We start from the raw sequence: 18,342 nt of genomic DNA, 5'->3' as shown, positions 1-18,342 counted from the left end.
ATCTTAGTTATTTACTTAGGAGAGTGATAAATCATGTCAGAAAAAAGCACTTGGAGTAATTTCAAACATTTGGCAGAGGATGTCGTTGAACGTTTGGCCCAAGATAGTCCAGATAACTTTGCTGGCAGAGATATTAATCAAGATAGCTCTGAAAAAACGACCAACATCGAAAATTTTACTCAAAAAGGAGATATTTTTGAAGGCAATCAACACAATACTATTATAGATACAAAAAGTTGTGAACCTGAAAGTATTTCTGTAAAAGAAGTGGATGCTCCATTTTGGGATAACGACATAAAAACCATTGATATAAAATGCAAAGAAGAGGATCAACCTGAAGCTTATGCAAAACCTGAACCTGAACCTGAACCTGAACCTGAGCTTAATGACACTCCTCTATTGGAATCTCAAGATTTAGGAGTTGAAACTTTACCTGAACCTGAATTTGAGTTTGAATGGGGAGGATGAGTAGGTTCTAATGCCCTCAATCAAATTACTAGCTATACTTTGCACGGCTACAACTTGCATTTTTTACTCAAGGACAATAATATAGTTTAAGAGTCATAATTAGAAGCAAAGCACTCATTAAAAACATGATTAACCTAGAATTCACGGAAGAAGAAAAGAACTCACTGTATTATGAAAGATTTCATCATCCCCATCCCCGGGTTCAACTGAAGATGGAAGTTCTCTGGTTAAAGAGCCAAAAGATACCGCACAAAAAAATTTGTCAGTTAGCAGGAATCTCGCCAAATACCTTATTAACCTATCTTCGAGATTATGAAGAAGGCGGAATAGAAAAATTAAAAGAAATCAACTTCTATCGCCCTAAAAGTGAATTAGAGTCTCAAAAAGAAACGCTCAAAAAATACTTCGATAAAAATCCACCAGCCACAATAAATGAAGCTGTATATAGGATAGAAGAATTGACGGGAATAAAACGAAGTCCTACCCAAGTGAGAAAATTTTTAAAATCAATGGGAATGAAATGTTTAAAAGTAGGTTCTCTTCCTTCTAAAGCTGACCCAGATGAACAAGAGGACTACAAAGAAAAAAAGCTAGAACCCAGACTAAATGAGGCTAAAGAAGGAAAAAGGGCTGTTTTTTTTGTTGATGCCGCTCACTTCGTCATGGGAGCATTTCTCGGTTTTGTTTGGTGTTTTGAGAGACTTTTTGTTAAGTCACCAAGCGGGCGTAAACGCTTCAATGTTTTAGGAGCATTAAATGCAATAACTCATGAAGTTATTCTGGTTACGAATGACACTTATATTACAGCAACTCAAGTCTGTGAACTTCTTGAAAAAATAGCTGCTTTAGGACTAATGATTCCCATCACTCTCGTATTAGATAATGCCCGCTATCAGAAATGTAAAATTGTTGAAGAATTGGCTCTTTCTTTGTCAATAGAGCTACTCTATCTACCGTCTTATTCGCCTAATCTAAATTTAATTGAAAGGCTGTGGAAATTTGTCAAAAAGAAATGTTTATATGGTAAATATTATGAGAACTTTTCTGACTTTTCTTCAGCTATTTATGAATGTCTGAATGATGCCCATCTGAAACATAAAAAAGAACTGGATTCCTTGCTGACTCTACGATTTCAGAAGTTTAATAAATCTCAGATTATGAACGTCTAAAGTATATAATTATGATGCAGACGGGCGACAAATTGCCAAAACAGATGCGTTAGGGCGCATCACTGAGTATGATTATGACGAGCTTGATCGTCTTCTTACCACAACTTATGCTAATAATACGGTAATGACTACCACTTATGATCCTTTAGGACGAGTGATAGCAGAAACCGATTTAGCAGGAAATACCACTAATTATGAATATGACGCTTTAGGAAGACTAACGGCGGTAATTGATGCTTTAAATCAACGCACTGAGTATAAATATGACTTAGTGGGTAATTTAATCGAGCAAAAAGACGCAAATGGTAACATCACTAAGTTTGAATATGACAGTTTACGCCGTCTAAAAGCTACCATCTTACCTGGTGGACAACGTAACGAGACAATTCACGATAAAATCGGTAATTTAATTAAAGTAACCGACTTTAACGGAGCAGTCACCACCTATAAATATAATGAGCGTAACTGGTTAACCGAAAAATCTTTCTCTGATGGTACAGCTACGGAAACCTTTACCTATACCTTGACGGGGGAATTAGCTACCGTTATCGATAACCGAGGGATGACAAATTATGTTTATGATGAGCGTGACAGGTTAATTAGTCGTACCGAACCCGATAACCGTACTATTAGCTATACTTACGACAAGGCTAGTAATATTCTTACCTTAACCGTACCTTCAGGCACAACTACTTATACTTATGATGGGTTGAATCGCCTTGATACTGTTAAAGATGCCGATAATGGAGTAACAGACTACGATTATGATGCGGTGGGTAATTTGATTAAAACAGTCTTCCCCAATGGGGTGATTGAAAATCAACAATATGACTTATTAAATCGCTTAACCTATCTCGAAAACCGCAACTCTACGGGTATTATTTCTAGTTATGCTTATACCCTAGATGCAATGGGTAATCGGGTGAAAGTGGTAGAAAATGATGGTCGCACTGTGGAGTACAATTATGACAATCTCTATCGTTTAACCCAAGAGAAAATTACTGACACTGTAGCAGGTAACAAAACGATTACTTATAGTTTTGATGCAGTAGGAAATCGTTTAGAAAAAGTCGATTCAGTGGCAGGTAAAACCACCTATAACTATGATAAAAACGACAGATTGTTAAAAGAAATTCTTGGCGGAAATGTTACCCAATATCAATACGATGATGAGGGTAATCTCCTTGCTAAGGTAGAAAATGGCGCAACTACCACTAATTATGAGTGGAATGCTAAGGGTGAATTAACCGCAGTAGAAGTCACGGAAAACGGCGAAACCGGACGCATTGAGTTTGAATATGATCATAATGGTATCCGAGTGGCGATTGATGTGGATGGTGAGGTGACTCGCTTCTTAATCGACAATAATCAACAGCAATACGCCCAAGTGATTGAGGAATATCAAACTAATGGTACAGTTAATACTACCTATACTCACGGTTGGGATTTAATCTCTCAAGAGGACGGTGCAAATCGGATTTACTATCAAGTGGATGGTTTAGGTAGCACTCGTTTAATGACGGGTAATAATGGTTCTGTCATTGTAGAATATGATTATGATGCTTATGGTAATTTAACCCGTAAAGTCGGGGATGCAGATAATAATTATCTGTTTGCGGGTGAGCAGTTTGATGAGGCAGTGGATGGTTATTATTTACGAGCAAGGTATTATGATCCTAATACTGGACGTTTTGCTTCCGTTGATCCGTTTGAGGGTTACAATAATCAGCCGATAACCTTGCATGATTATTTATACGCTGGGGTTAATCCGGTAAATGCGATCGATCCTAGTGGGGAGGTGTCTTTAATGGAGTATGGTATCATAATTGGTGCTGTAGTTAACTTTACACGAGAGTTTACTTGTCAATATTTAGCCAAGGATATTTCAGGGAAAGAACTTCTTTTGGCAACCGCTAGAGGTGCAATAGTGGGTGCAATAGTAGCTGTAATTCTGGGAAGTGTATCTGCAACCCTAAAAAGTGCTGCCGCTTTAAGTTTATTCAACGTAATAGACTCTTTTATAAAATGTTATAAATTATAAAGTGCGATCGCCTGATCTTGTAGGGTGCGTTAGGCGGCGATAATTTCTGATAAAAAACTCAAATTAACAATCCGCCGTAACGCACCAACTTTGTCATTAAATTGGTGCGTTACGCTGTCGCTAACGCACCCTACTGGATTGTTTCAGTTAATTTGGTGTATTAGAAAAATGCTATAAATTCTATAATTTAAGACTTTAAGCCGAAATCTATTGCCCTATTTTAGCTGAAACAGTCCACTACGATTTATGTTTTTGTTTGCGGCGATAATCTCTGTTAAAAAACCTCAATTAACAATCCGCCGTAACGCACCAACTTCATCATTAAATTGGTGCGTTACGCTTTCGCTAACGCACCCTACTGGACTGTTTCAGCTAATTTGGTGTATTAGAAAAATGCTATAAATTCTATAATCTAAGACTTTAAGCCGAAATCTATTGCCCTATTTTAGTTGAAACAGTCCACTGCGATTTATGTTTTTGTTTGCGGCGATAATCTCTGTTAAAAAACCTCAATTAACAATCCGCCGTAACGCACCAACTTCATCATTAAATTGGTGCGTTACGCTTTGGCTAACGCACCCTACTGGATTGTTTCAGCTAATTTGGTGCAATAGATTCTCCCGATTCCTCCTCCTCAAACACAGGATAAAGATGTTTCAGCTTGACCCTGGCATCGCTGGTCGTAAACGTCCATATTACTGTAGATGCAGTCTGATTACGTTCTTTTTGCCATGTTTCTATCTCCCTTTTCAGTTCTTCCTTGCTAGAAATCCTTCTATCTAAACATTGCCTCGATAAGACGCTTAGTTCAGTTTCGGCTACATTTAACCAGCTACCATTACGAGGTGTGTAATAAATTTCCAGTCTTCTAGCTAAACGATGAGCAACGGGTGCTGGAAATGCTTCATAAAGCGAGGCTATGTTATGAGTGTTGAGATTATCACAGACGAGCTTGACTTTTCGAGCCTTTGGATAGTCCACATCCAATAATTGACGAATTTCTTCTGCCCAATCTATTCGGGTTCGACTATCTCGGTTACTCACCCGTCTCCATCCTCGATGGGGGTCAAAAAACATGAACAAGGCTTGAACCCCTTCACGACTATAGTGATAGTCTTCTTTTTTATCTTGTCCAGGTTGCATGGGTATCGGAGGGTAAACTTCTCCAAGTAGTTGCTTTGATGCTTCATCCATCGCAATTAACGGTTCTTCTTCCGATGGCTGAGTGCCATACAGGTCAAGGACAACTTCCATCTGGGCAACAAATCGGGCTAAATCCTGTTCCGGAATACAGTATCTTTGGGTTTTCCAAGGGCGTAATTGGTTTTTTTTAGAGTACGCCACACCGTTGGACTGGAAATCTCGGTGATAATTTGTCTTTGTTTGAGTTCCGAGGTTAATAGTCGGATTGTCCACTCGGCTCGGCCAGATGGTGGCTCCGAACAGCACAGGGCAATGATTTGGGCAGCGGCGGCTCCATCAACTTTTGCTGGAGTGGGGGGAGTTTTTCTCGATTTCCGTTCTAATGCTGGTTTTTCGCCTTTTTGAAGAAATCTTTGACGAATACGTCCCACTGTATTTCTATGGACCTCTAAAGCTTCGGCTATTTCTTCATCTGTCCATTTTCTTTTCGCCTGTTCTCCCTCGTCACACATCAGCAAAATCCGAGCGTGGAGAATTTTTTTAGCCGGTGCATAGCCATTACGACTGATTTGTTCGAGGTTTTCTCTTTGTTCCCCTGTTAGATTGACTTTATCTCGCCGACCTCTTCCCATGATTGATGTCCTCTGCTTGTTCGAGCTATTGCCCTATTTTAGCTGAAACAGTCCACTACGATTTATGTTTTTGTTTGCGGCGATAATCTCTGTTAAAAAACTAAATCAACAATCGGCTGTAACACATCAACTTCATTATTAAATTGGTGCGTTACGCTATCGAATGGCGCACCCTGCGAGAATTGATAATTAAATTATTCATCCCAAATTGCTGTTGGTATTTCTTTAATCCCATCGCTCCCCCAATTAGGCGGATAAATTCCCTGAGCGATAAACCGATGGATGCTCGAAAACTGCCAATCTTGCGGATTCGCACATAATCCATGTTTTACGGGATTATTATGAATATAATCACAATGCAGAGCAAAATCTCTTTCATCTCGAAGCAAATGTTCCCAATAGCGACGCTGCCAAAGATTGCTCTCTCTGCGCTTTATTCGTGACTGAGAAACTTCTCGATTAATACCTAATTGTTCTGCATAATGCTTGGTGACATACGTTTTAATCAATCGCAATCTCATAGAAAAATCCTTATCTTCTGGTGGCAAAGTTAACAAACAATGAAAATGATCTGGCAACAAAACAAAAGCATCAATTAAAAAAGGATGTTTTTCTCTTACCTTGTGAAGAGCTTCTCTGAGAGCCTTCCGTCCAATTTCACTACAGAGCCAGGGTTCACGTTGATAAGTAACTTGGGTGATAAAATAAGTACCACCAGAAACATTAGGTCTTCTATAATTAGGCATTATTCTATCTTTAATATATCTGGTGGGTGGTGCGTTACGACGGATTGCTAATCCTAAGTAAGAGCAGAGATTGTTGCCGTCTAACGCACCCTACTGGACTGTTTCAGCTAATTTGGTGTATTAGAAAAATGCTATAAATTCTATAATCTAAGACTTTAAGCCGAAATCTATTGCCCTATTTTAGTTGAAACAGTCCACTACATTTTACTACTTTCGTTGCTGACTATTGACTCATAGAGCAACTATCGCTAACACACCCTACGAATTAGTGCGATCGCCGATCTTGTAGGTTGGGTTGAGGAACGAAACCCAATATCATCCCCATGATGCTCTAATCTTGTGTCGTGATCTTGTGATATTTTGATTGAGAGTGCGATGTTGAAGGCACTGCGTAGCAGCTCGCTAATTCATAAATTATCAAAGGAGATTATCATGAAAGGAGAATTCACCGCCATCATTGAAGCAGCAACAGAAGGGGGATACTGGGCGATTTGTCCTGAAGTACTAGGTGCAAATGGTCAAGGAGAAACCATTGAAGAAGCCAAAGAAAGCTTAAAAAGTGCTATTCAACTAATTTTTGAAGATCGTTTGGCTGATATTCGTCGAGGACTATCAAAAGAAGCGATCGAGGAGACAATTTCCATTCCATGAAACGTCAAGAATTAGAAAAAAAGTTGCGGAAAGCTGGTTGTTATCTTAAGCGAGAGGGCGCTTCTCATTCTCTTTGGATTAACCCTCAAACTGGGGTGATTGAAGCTGTACCACGACATACAGAAATCAAAGAATTTTTAGCACAAAAAATTCTCAGAAACCTGAATGCTCAATAGTGCGATGCCGAAGGCAATGCCTAGCAGTACACCGATCTTGTTGGGTGCGTGTTTGCGGTGATAATCTCTGATAAAAAACCAAAATTAACAATCCGCGGCCCGCGCACTAACTTTATTATTAAATTGGTGCGTTACGCTATCGAAAAGCGCATCCTAGTGGATTGTTTCAGCTAATTTGGTGCAATAGATTCTCCCGATTCCTCCTCCTCAAACACAGGATAAAGATGTTTCAGCTTGACCCTGGCATCGCTGGTCGTAAACGTCCATATTACTGTAGCCCACATTCCGCACCCTAAGCTGTCACAGAGAGAAATTACGGAGAGAAAAAATCAAAGTGAGCATAAAAATAAACATAAGGAGCGAAAAAAGGCATTTGAGAAACAGTAAAGCACCAAAAATGGCATCAAAACCTATTCTCAATAAGGAGCAATAAGAATTAACACCACCTAGAGGAGTCAACAGATAAATAAAAGAAGAAATCCAAGAGATAAATCATAATTTAGACTAATCAATTAAAGTAAAAAACTAAATTATAGACATAGTAAAGTGGAGCTATAAATCAAAGATATTAGCTCATGTTCACTCATAGAAATTAAATTGATAGAGATAATAATTAGGTGGCTAATTGATAGTAACGTAAACAATCATCTGGTAAAAGACGCAAGATAAAATCTCTGTCCTTATTCCAATTAGAAATATGTTCCTCCTGATTAAGTGTAATCAAATGAATACAATGAAAGCATTGAAAAATCCAGCGTAAAGTAGGGGAATTAGTTGCTTTACCTAATTGATTTTTAATTGTTGATTTAGACTCTTTCAGAGCATTTCTAATTTGACGTTGAGCCAATGTATAAACCAAGAGACATAAACCCATAATCATTCCCATAGACTCTATTCTCTCAGGACTTTTAAGGAAAATACTATCGGCAAAAAATAATGGGTCTTTGAGAAAACCAAACCCCCGTTCACATGATTGTTGAGCTTTATATTCCCTGAGCATAGAATCATCACTAAGTTCCTGTGAATCTAAAACATTCGTAGCAATAATAAAACATCCTGCACTCAGCAATTCTGTATTAATTTTACTTTCATCCTGGCAGACTGTAGCTGATATTTGGTAGGATATTTCATTTAGAGAATCTTTTTTATTAGATTTGGCTGGAGTAACCTTACTTTCGTTAATTTGGTGATATTTGAACTGGGTTGATAATTTTGATAATGCCTTGATAGCATCTGCTTCACAAGCAAATCTCTCTTGTGATAACTTTTTCAAATCAAGAACCGCTTTTGATTCGGCTTTGGTAATTTTTTGGGTTAGTTTACGCAGGTCTGATTCTCTTCTTTCTTGACTTTGTACTACTAACCATCTTTGTTCTATTCCTGCATAATTTTCGGTTTTTGATACTAATTTATATCCTGGTATTGTACTATCAATAAATTCTGATTCTGGTATTGTTGATATTAATGATTTTGCTGCTTTTATGCTTAATGGTACTCGACATAACCACTGTAAATCTGACATCATTTTCAGGTTTGATTCTGTATATAAGGCAGAGTCAGCAACCATGAGACTATTAACTTCTAATTGTTTGTGATATTCTACTGCTATTTGACCAAAACATGATGAGTCTGCTTGGTTTCCTGATGCTAGTTTCAAAAATATTGGGATGTCTCCATCTCCTGAACATATCATTTCTATGATGAACTGTTTTAAGTCCGGCCGATGGTCACGAGAATAACCATAAGTGATGGTTATTTCTTTTGGTGATTTTACTGCTATTTCTTCTAATTCTTGGTTATTTCCTATTTTTTGATTCTCAAATATTACTTCTGGTAAGCTAGTGTTATACTGCCCATGTACGTGGATTGATGATGAGTCTAGATGTGATGTTGATAGTGATACTCCAAATTTTTGGGCGGCTTTTACTGCGATGATGAAAAATATTGTATCTAATCCTTTTATAAATAGTTTATCCATGACTCTCCCCAATTTATCGTCGTTGAGATATTCTGGTTTTACTCCTGTTCCTATTAGATGTTCACAGGCGATTGTTTCAAAATATTCGGGAAACATATATAAGGGTTTGGAAACAAATCCTAACCCGTTGATTATCATGGCTTTTACTACTTGACCTGCATTTACTTTTTCGTCTTTTTCGACTCCTATCAATTCGTTTATTATTTCTACTATTCCGATTGAGTCTATTATTCCTGCCACTATCCCTAGATGGTCTATGTTCTGAATTTCTATTTCTTGGGGTTTTAATTTCACAACAGATTCCTCCACTACTTCTAAGTACCTAAGCAAAATTAATTACACATATCTAACCCCGCTCTTGCCTCTTGCCTATCTTCACTAGGAAATTAATTTTGCACGACTACTTATTGTAATCAATTATTTCTTGTTTTCTGAACAATTATTTTTTTCTCTTGAATTTTCTCTTTCTCGCTCCATACCCCTTTTAATGCTATATATTCTCATTAACCCTTTTAACCTTTGAATTAATTTTAGTTATTATGTACTACTTTAATGGCTTTTTTGATCTGTGACAGTTGAGGGTGCGGAATGTGGGCTGTAGATGCAGTCTGATTACGTTCTTTTTGCCATGTTTCTATCTCCCTTTTCAGTTCTTCCTTGCTAGAAATCCTTCTATCTAAACATTGCCTCGATAAGACGCTTAGTTCAGTTTCGGCTACATTTAACCAGCTACCATTACGAGGTGTGTAATAAATTTCCAGTCTTCTAGCTAAACGATGAGCAACGGGTGCTGGAAATGCTTCATAAAGCGAGGCTATGTTATGAGTGTTGAGATTATCACAGACGAGCTTGACTTTTCGAGCCTTTGGATAGTCCACATCCAATAATTGACGAATTTCTTCTGCCCAATCTATTCGGGTTCGACTATCTCGGTTACTCACCCGTCTCCATCCTCGATGGGGGTCAAAAAACATGAACAAGGCTTGAACCCCTTCACGACTATAGTGATAGTCTTCTTTTTTATCTTGTCCAGGTTGCATGGGTATCGGAGGGTAAACTTCTCCAAGTAGTTGCTTTGATGCTTCATCCATCGCAATTAACGGTTCTTCTTCCGATGGCTGAGTGCCATACAGGTCAAGGACAACTTCCATCTGGGCAACAAATCGGGCTAAATCCTGTTCCGGAATACAGTATCTTTGGGTTTTCCAAGGGCGTAATTGGTTTTTTTTTAGAGTACGCCACACCGTTGGACTGGAAATCTCGGTGATAATTTGTCTTTGTTTGAGTTCCGAGGTTAATAGTCGGATTGTCCACTCGGCTCGGCCAGATGGTGGCTCCGAACAGCACAGGGCAATGATTTGGGCAGCGGCGGCTCCATCAACTTTTGCTGGAGTGGGGGGAGTTTTTCTCGATTTCCGTTCTAATGCTGGTTTTTCGCCTTTTTGAAGAAATCTTTGACGAATACGTCCCACTGTATTTCTATGGACCTCTAAAGCTTCGGCTATTTCTTCATCTGTCCATTTTCTTTTCGCCTGTTCTCCCTCGTCACACATCAGCAAAATCCGAGCGTGGAGAATTTTTTTAGCCGGTGCATAGCCATTACGACTGATTTGTTCGAGGTTTTCTCTTTGTTCCCCTGTTAGATTGACTTTATCTCGCCGACCTCTTCCCATGATTGATGTCCTCTGCTTGTTCGAGCTATTGCCCTATTTTAGCTGAAACAGTCCACTAGTAGTTATTGCGATCTCCTGTAGCTCGTGTTGAGAGTTAAATAGAGCGAATTATAAATTATTAAAGCAAAATCGATGGGAACCATTCCCTTAACTTTAGAACAGCTTATTTAAGCAGTACAACAATTGTCGCCTGAGGAACGAATTGCGATCGCCTGATCGGGTAGAGAACAGGGACGTATTGCCTAAGAAGGATAACAGAAGGTAGGGGTAAGTCACGACTCCCTGATCACTAATTTTTGATAAGCTAAGAGACAGTAATTATAATTTCATCGTCAATCCTATGATTTTGCCAGGTAGTACCGTTCGAGTCACCAATCCCGATGATACCTACTATAAATTTGAAGGTTTAGCCCAGCGTTTAAGCGATGGGAAAGTGGCCGTTCTTTTTGAGGGGGGTAACTGGGATAAGTTAGTCACCTTTAATCTCTCGGAATTAGAAGAAGTAATTATTGCCCCGGCTAAAGGCAAAAAATAACCATGCGTCCACCCTTACCGCAATTGGCCACGGATAACCGCCATCCCGATCATATCGCCGAAGTTATCGAGACGACGACGACCGAGTTTTTAGCGCAATGTTTGGAACCAGAGGAGTTAAACTTCCCTTTTATGCCTGCTTTTGGTAGTTGGGTGAAAGCCTACGATGAAGAAACGGGTAATAAGATTTTTGGGATTGTCACCTTTGCCACCACTGCACCCATCGATTCGGTACATCGCGCTAGAGCTTTGGGGTTATCTTTGGCTGAATTGCGGGAACAACAGCCGCAGATTTTCGCTATGTTAAAAACGGAATTTCGGGCAACTATTGTCGGTTTTGAAACCCTGCCAGGACAATTTAATGGCAATGGTGCCGGGCGAGGTTATATCTATCAATATATTCCTCCCCGTCCCCCACAAATTCATCAGGCGGTTTATCAATGTGAGTCGTTAGAAGTGGTTTATTTTAGTGAACAATTAGACTTTTTACGAATTTTATTACAGGTCAAGAATACTCCCGTGGAAGCTTTGGCAGCTGCTTCTATCCGTCAGATGTATCAATTGCGTCAAGCCGATCGACAATGGTTAGTGAATGTGGGCAGACAGTTAAGTGTTTTACTTAAGGATGATTATGATCGCTTGCGTTATATTCTCAGTCAAATTCATATTAGTCCTTAGATGATTCGGCTCTCTTGGCGCTCTGAGAGTGGTGGAAATCCCTTACTCCCTCTCTTTGTGTCCTTTGTCTCTTTGTGGTTAAGAAAAAAATCAGCAACCCTTGGCCATTCTCGGAAATGTCGGGAATGTTTCTAGATAACATTCTCTACCCAGTGAATATAGGTCAAGTTTCTGTTTTTTTGTTCTCTGGGTTGACTAGACAAAAAATATCGATATAATGAATGTTTATGCGTTAACTCTCGCTATTTTTAGCCTTGATTGTAAATTCTAGATAGTTTAATCGATCGCCCCTTAGGAAAATGGCAATACAAACAACCTTTGCAGAGATTTTAGAAGCAGCCGAGCAACTTCCCCTTGAAGATCAAGAAAATCTCATTCATATTTTACAGAATCGTCTTCGAGATCAAAAAAGAACAGAGTTGTTTAGAGATGTTCAAGAAGCTCAACAAGAATTTGCACAAGGTCAATGTCAACCCCTGACACCTGAACAAATCATGGAGGAAATCCTTTCGTGAATTTTGTTTTATTACGCTCCAATATATTTATTAGAAATGCTCGAAAAATTGTGAAAAAACAGGCTTTTTTAGCTCAAAATATCCAAGAAACTTTAGCTTTATTATCCGTAGATCCATTTCAACCTCGATTAAGAACACACAAATTAAAAGGGGAGCTTAAAGACTCTTATGCTTGTAGTGTGGGCTATGATTTAAGAATTGTCTTTAAATTCGTTGAATATGAGCAGAAACAGGCAATTCTTTTGGAGTCAATTGGGACTCACGATGAAGTTTATTAGTGCGGATGATTATTGCGCTCAGTTTGGAGAAACCGAAACAGAATCAAGATAAAAAACCCTAAGATGCTTCATTAACGGCTATTTCAGCTTTTTTGAGCGCAATTTGCCATTCTAAGTCAGCTATTTCTGGATCGAGTTCGACAATTTCACTATTAACTTGCTTTAAATCGGCGATAATTTCTTGTTTACTGCGTTTTCTACCGTAGATAGCCAGTTCATCCTCTTGTAATTTCTCAAGGATAGAGTCTAGGGAAGCGGTTAAATCGGCCGAGGGACTATCCATAATACCTAAACGCATTAGGGAGCATCTCACCTTTGCAATAAGTAGAAATGCTTAATGAGATCAATAAAAAAGTTAAAAAAGGCAACCATTTAGATAAGCACAGCGATGACGAAGGACTTGCGGTACATTACAAGATTGCCAACTTGCACCAGTAATTTTAAGACGATGAGCAATTTGTTTAATTTTTGATTCGACGGAGCCAGAGCCAATGGAAATCCCCTCTGCCTGCAAATAACCATAATTGACAATTCGATGTTTATGCTTGTTTAAATAAGTAATAAAATTCTCAACTTGCGGCTCTGACCATCCTTCACAACAAGAGATAGCGGCGTCCACGTCCCCCTTCCATAGAAAACATTTTACCTCCTCAATTCGCTGGAATGACCCGCCAACTTTATAGAGGTTTTCGATTAAATGATACCAATCCAATATTTCAATTCTTTCCTGTTTCTCTCCGATCTCACGAAATAAATTCCAGATACCATCATGTCCATCTCCTAAACAAATTAAAGGCTTGGCCAAAACTTGAGAATTAACCAAATCTAATAAAGCTGAGTTATCTTGAAAAAAAGCCGCTACCCCCAGTTGATGAAAACTCACTGCTTTATAATCACGCCAAATTAAGGCTTTTCCCTTGGCAGTTCTTAGTCGTACCTTACCGCCATCTAGGCTCATTTCTTCCACTTCCACTTCTGGGTTAGACGGTAATTCTTCAAAAGCATATCGATGTACGAGGCGTTGTTGGGTACTGTGAGAAACAGCAATCCCTGTCAATGATTTGATTTTCTGCGCCGATTTTTCGTAGGATTCATCGCCACTTAATAGCAAACAGTTCTTCTCTAACATTGGACTCATCTGAGTCCGAGACTTTATTTCTAATTTTTTCGCTTGTTTTTCTGTAATTGGTAATTCCCCCAAAATACTTTTCACTTTTCTCGTCCGACCGGCAGTTTCTTCTGTGCTTGTTTTGACAAAAAAATACCGATTTCTGGGTTAACATAATGAATCATTAAATCTCTGACTGTCTCCTCTATCTCTCCCAAGTTATTAAATTTCTTAATTTGGGATTGCTCATAGAGACATTGCCCTAACTCTTGACATAACTCTTTAATTCTTTTTTCATTTTCTGATAACATTGAATTATTCCTCCCATCGAGAGCTATTCTGAATTGTAAGTTATAACTATTATAATCTCATTTCTCTTTGTGATCAAGTTGAAGATTTTCTAGTTTTTGACTGCTATAAGTATTAATACTCATTGCATAAGTGAGATGCTCCCAACGCATTAAGACCTGTACCGCTTTGACAACGTCTTGCTGATAAGCTTCTCTAGAGGGGTAATCTTGGGGGTTTTTGAGATTTAAAGCGTCAATGATATTCATATTTCAGGTTATGAAGGTTAAATGCAAAACTGTGATTATGTCACACTTATATACCTCAAGTTTCTAATAAATTCCCTAACGGGGATTGCAATATCTTTTATTCTAGAGTAGAAATGATTGATTGTCAGTAGCGGTTATTGCTATACAACAATTAAAAATTTTTGTCTGTTACAATTTATACAAAATGCTCTGGGATTACCCCGACTGAAAACTCAAATCCGATTAGTGATCACTGATCACTGATTGCTGATAAGATTGTTACGAAAATATAAACACGAAATTCTATAGTTAGCCATGACCCAAAACGGAAGCTCGAAGTCGATCGTTGTCTCTCCCTCGATCCTATCGGCGGATTTTAGTAAATTAGGAGCCGATATCGAGGCTGTGGATAAGGCAGGAGCCGATTGGATTCACGTTGATGTGATGGATGGTCGTTTTGTCCCGAATATCACCATTGGACCCCTGATTGTCTCCGCTATTCGTCCCTATACGAAAAAACCTTTAGATGTGCATTTAATGATCGTCGAACCAGAAAAATATGTGGCTGACTTTGCGAAAGCGGGTGCTGACATTATTTCTGTTCACGCTGAACATAATGCTTCTCCCCACCTCCATCGTACTCTTTGCCAAATCCGCGAACTCGGTAAACAAGCGGGTGTGGTATTAAATCCCTCCACTCCCCTAGATTTAATCGAATACGTGCTGCATTTGTGCGATTTAGTCCTAATTATGAGCGTTAACCCCGGTTTTGGTGGCCAGAGTTTTATCCCGGAAGTTGTCCCCAAAATCCGTCAATTACGCCAAATGTGCGATGAAAAAGGCTTGGATCCCTGGATTGAAGTGGATGGCGGCTTAAAACCGGCTAATACTTGGCAAGTTCTCGAAGCGGGCGCTAATGCGATTGTAGCAGGTTCGGCGGTATTTAATGCCCCCGATTACGCGGCGGCGATCGAAGGTATCCGTCACAGCAAACGTCCCCAACCTCAATTAGCCACCGTTTAATTGCCGCGGGGGTGGGTTAGCTGTTGACTAATTATCTTGGCATTCGCACTAACCCACTCTACTGATTTGTTCTAAAACCTGCCGCCATAAACCGGAATTAGAGACGGCTAAAACTTCGCTAGAATCAGCTTTTAGGGGATTACCTGACCAATCGCTAATTATTCCGCCCGCACCTTCAATAATCGGGATTAAAGCACAAAAATCGTAGTATTTCAGGTCTGATTCTAGGATGACCATCGGCATGGCAGTGCAGCCGGTGGCTAACATCATATAGTTATAGCAATCACCCCCAAAAGCGGTACGTTTACAGACGCTTTGCAGCTGACGAGCGATCGCCTGTTGTCGTTCTGTGATAAACATTAAGGGAGTGGTGGAGGCTAAACAGGCATTTTTTAAGACAAGTTCTCGATCTTGACGGTAGGGATTAACAATCATCTGGTTATTATAAAGACTCGCTTTTCCCTTCACTCCTAACCAGCGATCGCCTAAAATCGGTTGATCGACAATTCCTAAAATCGGTTGATTTTCTGCCACTAGGCCGATTAAAGTCCCAAAAATAGGCAATCCTTTGACAAAAGAGGATGTGCCATCGATCGGATCCAATACCCAATAACGACCACTTTGGGAGGGAATATTGGCTCCTTCTTCTCGAATAACCCCATCTTCAGGCAATTCTCGCCGAATAATCGCCACCATCGCCTCCTCAGCTTCTTGATCGGCGATTGTTACTATTGAGGAAACTTGCTCGAGTTTGGTCTCGGTTTCTAGATGGGGCTGCCGAAAATAGCGCCGGATAATCTCTCCAGAAGCGTCCGCTAATTGATGAGCTAGTTGGATAGTGCGATCGATATTCATGAGGGGAAACAATACAGCAGAATTTAGAAGACAGGAGACAGGAGTAGGGAGTGTGGGAAGTGGGGAAGTGGGGAAGTGGGGAAGTGGGGAAGTGGGGAAGTAGGGAAGTGGGGAAGTGGGGAAGTGGGGAAGTGGGGAAGTGGGGAAGTGGGGAAGTGGGGAGATGGGGGAAGTGGGGGAAATTTGCCTATCACCCTAAATACTTATTGCCTCTTGGATAGTGCGAGCGATATTCATCAATAAAAGTTATCCATACAGGAAAACAATAATGTTTATTTATGGTAAAGGGGAGGTGGGGAATTATGAATTATAAATTATGAATTATGAATTATCAGTGGGGAGATGGGGGAAGTGGGGGAAATTTGCCTATCACCCTAAATACTTATTGCCTCTTGGATAGTGCGAGCGATATTCATCAATAAAAGTTATCCATACAGGAAAACAATAATGTTTATTTATGGTAAAGGGGAGGTGGGGAATTATGAATTATAAATTATGAATTATGAATTATCAGTGGGGAGATGGGGGAAGTGGGGGAAATTTGCCTATCACCCTAAATCCCTATTGCCTCTTGCATAGTGCGATCAATATTCATCAATAAAAGTTATCTATACAGGAAAACAATAATGTTTATTTATGGTAAAGGGGAGGTGGGGAATTATGAATTATAAATTATGAATTATGAATTATCAGTGGGGAGATGGGGGAAGTGGGGGAAATTTGCCTATCACCCTAAATCCCTATTGCCTCTTGCATAGTGCGATCAATATTCATCAATAAAAGTTATCCATACAGGAAAACAATAATGTTTATTTATGGTAAAGGGGAAGTGGGGAATTGGGGAAGTGGGGGAAATTTGCCTATCACCCTAAATCCCTATTGCTGCGTCGAACCTAGAACTATCAATGGGTAACAGCTTGATTTTGACTCCATAATTAAATTAGTCAACGATCGACTCAATCTCAAGACGAGAAAAAATTAATCTATTAGGAGTTTAGCTGATGACGGCTTTTACGGAAAATGACCTAAAAAGGTTAGAAAATCTGATTATCAACGGACAAAAAGCGATCGAAACTCGTTTAACCTCTTTGGAGAATGGACAAAAAGCGATCGAGACTCGTTTAACCTCTTTGGAGAATGGACAAAAAGCGATCGAGAATAGCATCGGAGAGATCAAAAGAGAAATTCAGGTCTTAGAGATAGGACAGACGGAAATTAAGGGAGAAATCAGGACTTTAGACGCAAAAATCACGGGTTTAAATGCAAGAGTGCAACTCATCGAGGCATCCGTGGGAAAAATTCCCGATTTAGCTGAAAAAATTGGGGAGGTATGGATGTGACTGCTTTTGTGGGTGGGGTAATTGGTTGGTTGATTCGGGGAAAATAAAACTAGGCAATGTAACATAGTATTAAGCATTTGTATATTTTTATTAATTTTTATGGAACAGACAGCTTTAAATCTGATCGCGATTACCGTTTTTTCGATCACTCTTTCCGTATTTGTCACCCCTTTGCTGTCTATTTCGCCTTTTGTCCCCGCTTTGGCTACTTTTAGCCTCTTGGGATTAGTTACCGTTGATACTCTCACCTTTAATAACCGGGGCGTGACTTTACTACTGGATGCTCTTTCTCCTAGTAAACACCGTCAAAGAGTTATTTACCACGAAGCCGGACATTTTCTCACCGCTTATATTTTGGGCATTCCGATCGCCAGTTATAGTTTGACCGCCTGGGAAGCCTTTCGTCAAGGCCAGGAGGGAGTCGGCGGTGTTCAATTTGACCTAGCAGATTTAGAGCAAAAAGTCAAGAATTTTACCGATTTTCCTGCTTTTTTAGAGCGAATTTCTACGGTGTGGATGGCGGGAATTGCTGCCGAAACCTTAGTTTATGGTAAAGCGGCAGGGGGAGAAAGCGATCGATTTTATCTGCAATCGGCCTTAAAATTAGCGGGGGTTCCTGAGAATAATTATGCCCAAAAAGAGCGCTGGAGTTTATTACAGGCAAAAACTCTTTTAGAAAAACAACAGACTGCCTATCAAGCTTTAGTGATAGCTATGGAAAAAAGGGCCAGTGTGGAAGAATGCTGTCGGGTGATTAGTGAAAGTTTAGTATAACGGGAAAAGTAATCAGGGATAGAT

General features: G+C 39.5%; 18 protein-coding genes and 2 pseudogenes. 12 read left to right on the top strand and 8 right to left on the bottom strand.

The genetic code is table 11. From position 1 onward, the window contains the following. The first annotated feature begins 33 nt into the window (after positions 1 to 33). From B5D77_RS11985 to B5D77_RS28080, 3 genes are all read left to right on the top strand, one after another. Positions 34 to 468: a hypothetical protein gene (locus B5D77_RS11985; RefSeq protein WP_106908888.1), complete on the top strand. Its 435-nt coding sequence runs from the start codon at positions 34 to 36 to the stop codon at positions 466 to 468. A 125-nt stretch (positions 469 to 593) separates the two neighbouring features. After that, positions 594 to 1,637, top strand: coding sequence for an IS630 family transposase (locus B5D77_RS11980; RefSeq protein WP_106908887.1), 1,044 nt, complete (start codon positions 594 to 596; stop codon positions 1,635 to 1,637). A gap of 124 nt (positions 1,638 to 1,761) precedes the next feature. Further along, a complete protein-coding gene (locus B5D77_RS28080) occupies positions 1,762 to 3,678 on the top strand; it encodes an RHS repeat-associated core domain-containing protein (protein ID WP_254053076.1) in 1,917 nt (638 codons plus the stop codon). A gap of 597 nt (positions 3,679 to 4,275) precedes the next feature. Here B5D77_RS28080 and B5D77_RS11970 read toward each other — a convergent pair. Together B5D77_RS11970 and B5D77_RS11965 are read right to left on the bottom strand one after the other, a co-directional pair. Next, a protein-coding gene (locus B5D77_RS11970) for an IS630-like element ISMae25 family transposase (RefSeq protein WP_106908886.1) occupies positions 4,276 to 5,453 on the bottom strand; the annotation gives its coding sequence in 2 pieces (ribosomal slippage) (positions 4,276 to 5,012 and positions 5,012 to 5,453; 1,179 coding nt in all). A 194-nt stretch (positions 5,454 to 5,647) separates the two neighbouring features. Beyond that, complete coding sequence (locus B5D77_RS11965) at positions 5,648 to 6,199, bottom strand: transposase (RefSeq protein WP_106908885.1); 552 nt, start codon at positions 6,197 to 6,199, stop codon at positions 5,648 to 5,650. 432 nt (positions 6,200 to 6,631) lie between these two features. Here B5D77_RS11965 and B5D77_RS11960 point away from each other — a divergent pair, with 432 nt between their 5' ends. Both B5D77_RS11960 and B5D77_RS11955 read left to right on the top strand, forming a co-directional pair. Beyond that, on the top strand, positions 6,632 to 6,850 hold the full coding sequence (locus tag B5D77_RS11960) for a type II toxin-antitoxin system HicB family antitoxin (RefSeq protein ID WP_002782279.1): 219 nt from the start codon (positions 6,632 to 6,634) through the stop codon (positions 6,848 to 6,850). After that, positions 6,847 to 7,026, top strand: coding sequence for a type II toxin-antitoxin system HicA family toxin (locus B5D77_RS11955; RefSeq protein ID WP_002782277.1), 180 nt, complete (start codon positions 6,847 to 6,849; stop codon positions 7,024 to 7,026). Before B5D77_RS11960 ends, B5D77_RS11955 begins: the two co-directional genes overlap by 4 nt. Positions 7,027 to 7,639: 613 nt before the next feature. Here the strand turns inward: B5D77_RS11955 and B5D77_RS11945 are convergent. Both B5D77_RS11945 and B5D77_RS11940 read right to left on the bottom strand, forming a co-directional pair. Next, positions 7,640 to 9,298, bottom strand: a complete 1,659-nt coding sequence (locus B5D77_RS11945) for an IS1634 family transposase (RefSeq protein WP_104395285.1) — start codon at positions 9,296 to 9,298, stop codon at positions 7,640 to 7,642. A 302-nt stretch (positions 9,299 to 9,600) separates the two neighbouring features. After that, positions 9,601 to 10,677: pseudogene (locus B5D77_RS11940) on the bottom strand (IS630-like element ISMae25 family transposase); the annotation flags it as partial. A 340-nt stretch (positions 10,678 to 11,017) separates the two neighbouring features. On the opposite strand from B5D77_RS11940, the gene B5D77_RS11935 reads away from it, so the two are divergent. The 4 genes from B5D77_RS11935 to B5D77_RS11920 all read left to right on the top strand — a co-directional run bounded on the left by B5D77_RS11935 (position 11,018) and on the right by B5D77_RS11920 (position 12,682). Beyond that, entirely contained in the window at positions 11,018 to 11,212 is a 195-nt protein-coding gene (locus B5D77_RS11935; RefSeq protein ID WP_002759298.1) for an NAD(P)H dehydrogenase subunit NdhS, read from the top strand. Positions 11,213 to 11,214: 2 nt separating this feature from the next. Then, the gene (locus tag B5D77_RS11930) at positions 11,215 to 11,889 is read left to right on the top strand and encodes an HAS-barrel domain-containing protein (RefSeq protein ID WP_002759297.1); all 675 of its coding nucleotides are present in this window, start codon (positions 11,215 to 11,217) and stop codon (positions 11,887 to 11,889) included. 299 nt (positions 11,890 to 12,188) lie between these two features. Beyond that, entirely contained in the window at positions 12,189 to 12,404 is a 216-nt protein-coding gene (locus B5D77_RS11925; protein ID WP_002782275.1) for a hypothetical protein, read from the top strand. After that, positions 12,401 to 12,682 (top strand): type II toxin-antitoxin system mRNA interferase toxin, RelE/StbE family, encoded by a 282-nt coding sequence (locus B5D77_RS11920; protein ID WP_008207104.1) that lies wholly within the window; start codon positions 12,401 to 12,403, stop codon positions 12,680 to 12,682. The genes B5D77_RS11925 and B5D77_RS11920 overlap by 4 nt, the downstream gene beginning before the upstream one ends. A gap of 58 nt (positions 12,683 to 12,740) precedes the next feature. Here the strand turns inward: B5D77_RS11920 and B5D77_RS11915 are convergent. From B5D77_RS11915 to B5D77_RS11905, 3 genes and pseudogenes are all read right to left on the bottom strand, one after another. Further along, a pseudogene (locus tag B5D77_RS11915) lies at positions 12,741 to 12,983 on the bottom strand (hypothetical protein); the annotation flags it as partial. Between the two features lie 54 nt (positions 12,984 to 13,037). Continuing rightward, positions 13,038 to 14,101 (bottom strand): ISKra4 family transposase gene (locus B5D77_RS11910; RefSeq protein ID WP_106908108.1). Its coding sequence is split into 2 segments (ribosomal slippage): positions 13,038 to 13,945 and positions 13,945 to 14,101, totalling 1,065 coding nucleotides; the frame shifts between segments, so codons are not numbered across the junction. A gap of 57 nt (positions 14,102 to 14,158) precedes the next feature. Then, positions 14,159 to 14,347 (bottom strand): hypothetical protein, encoded by a 189-nt coding sequence (locus B5D77_RS11905; protein ID WP_106908884.1) that lies wholly within the window; start codon positions 14,345 to 14,347, stop codon positions 14,159 to 14,161. 294 nt (positions 14,348 to 14,641) lie between these two features. Between B5D77_RS11905 and rpe the strand changes: the two genes are divergently transcribed. Then, positions 14,642 to 15,349 (top strand): ribulose-phosphate 3-epimerase, encoded by a 708-nt coding sequence (gene rpe / locus B5D77_RS11900; RefSeq protein ID WP_008206602.1) that lies wholly within the window; start codon positions 14,642 to 14,644, stop codon positions 15,347 to 15,349. Positions 15,350 to 15,397: 48 nt separating this feature from the next. On the opposite strand, the gene hisN is transcribed toward rpe, so the two are convergent. Continuing rightward, entirely contained in the window at positions 15,398 to 16,204 is an 807-nt protein-coding gene (gene hisN / locus B5D77_RS11895) for a histidinol-phosphatase (protein ID WP_008206599.1), read from the bottom strand. A gap of 1,001 nt (positions 16,205 to 17,205) precedes the next feature. Here hisN and B5D77_RS11890 point away from each other — a divergent pair. Next, complete coding sequence (locus B5D77_RS11890; RefSeq protein WP_254053074.1) at positions 17,206 to 17,544, top strand: hypothetical protein; 339 nt, start codon at positions 17,206 to 17,208, stop codon at positions 17,542 to 17,544. Positions 17,545 to 17,643: 99 nt separating this feature from the next. After that, entirely contained in the window at positions 17,644 to 18,318 is a 675-nt protein-coding gene (locus tag B5D77_RS11885) for a hypothetical protein (RefSeq protein ID WP_008207088.1), read from the top strand. Positions 18,319 to 18,342: the final 24 nt, after the last annotated feature.

Origin of the sequence: Microcystis sp. MC19, from assembly GCF_003019735.1 — a bacterium.
In the GTDB taxonomy this organism is placed as follows: Bacteria; Cyanobacteriota; Cyanobacteriia; order Cyanobacteriales; family Microcystaceae; genus Microcystis.
This window is presented reverse-complemented; position numbering and strand designations above follow the sequence as displayed.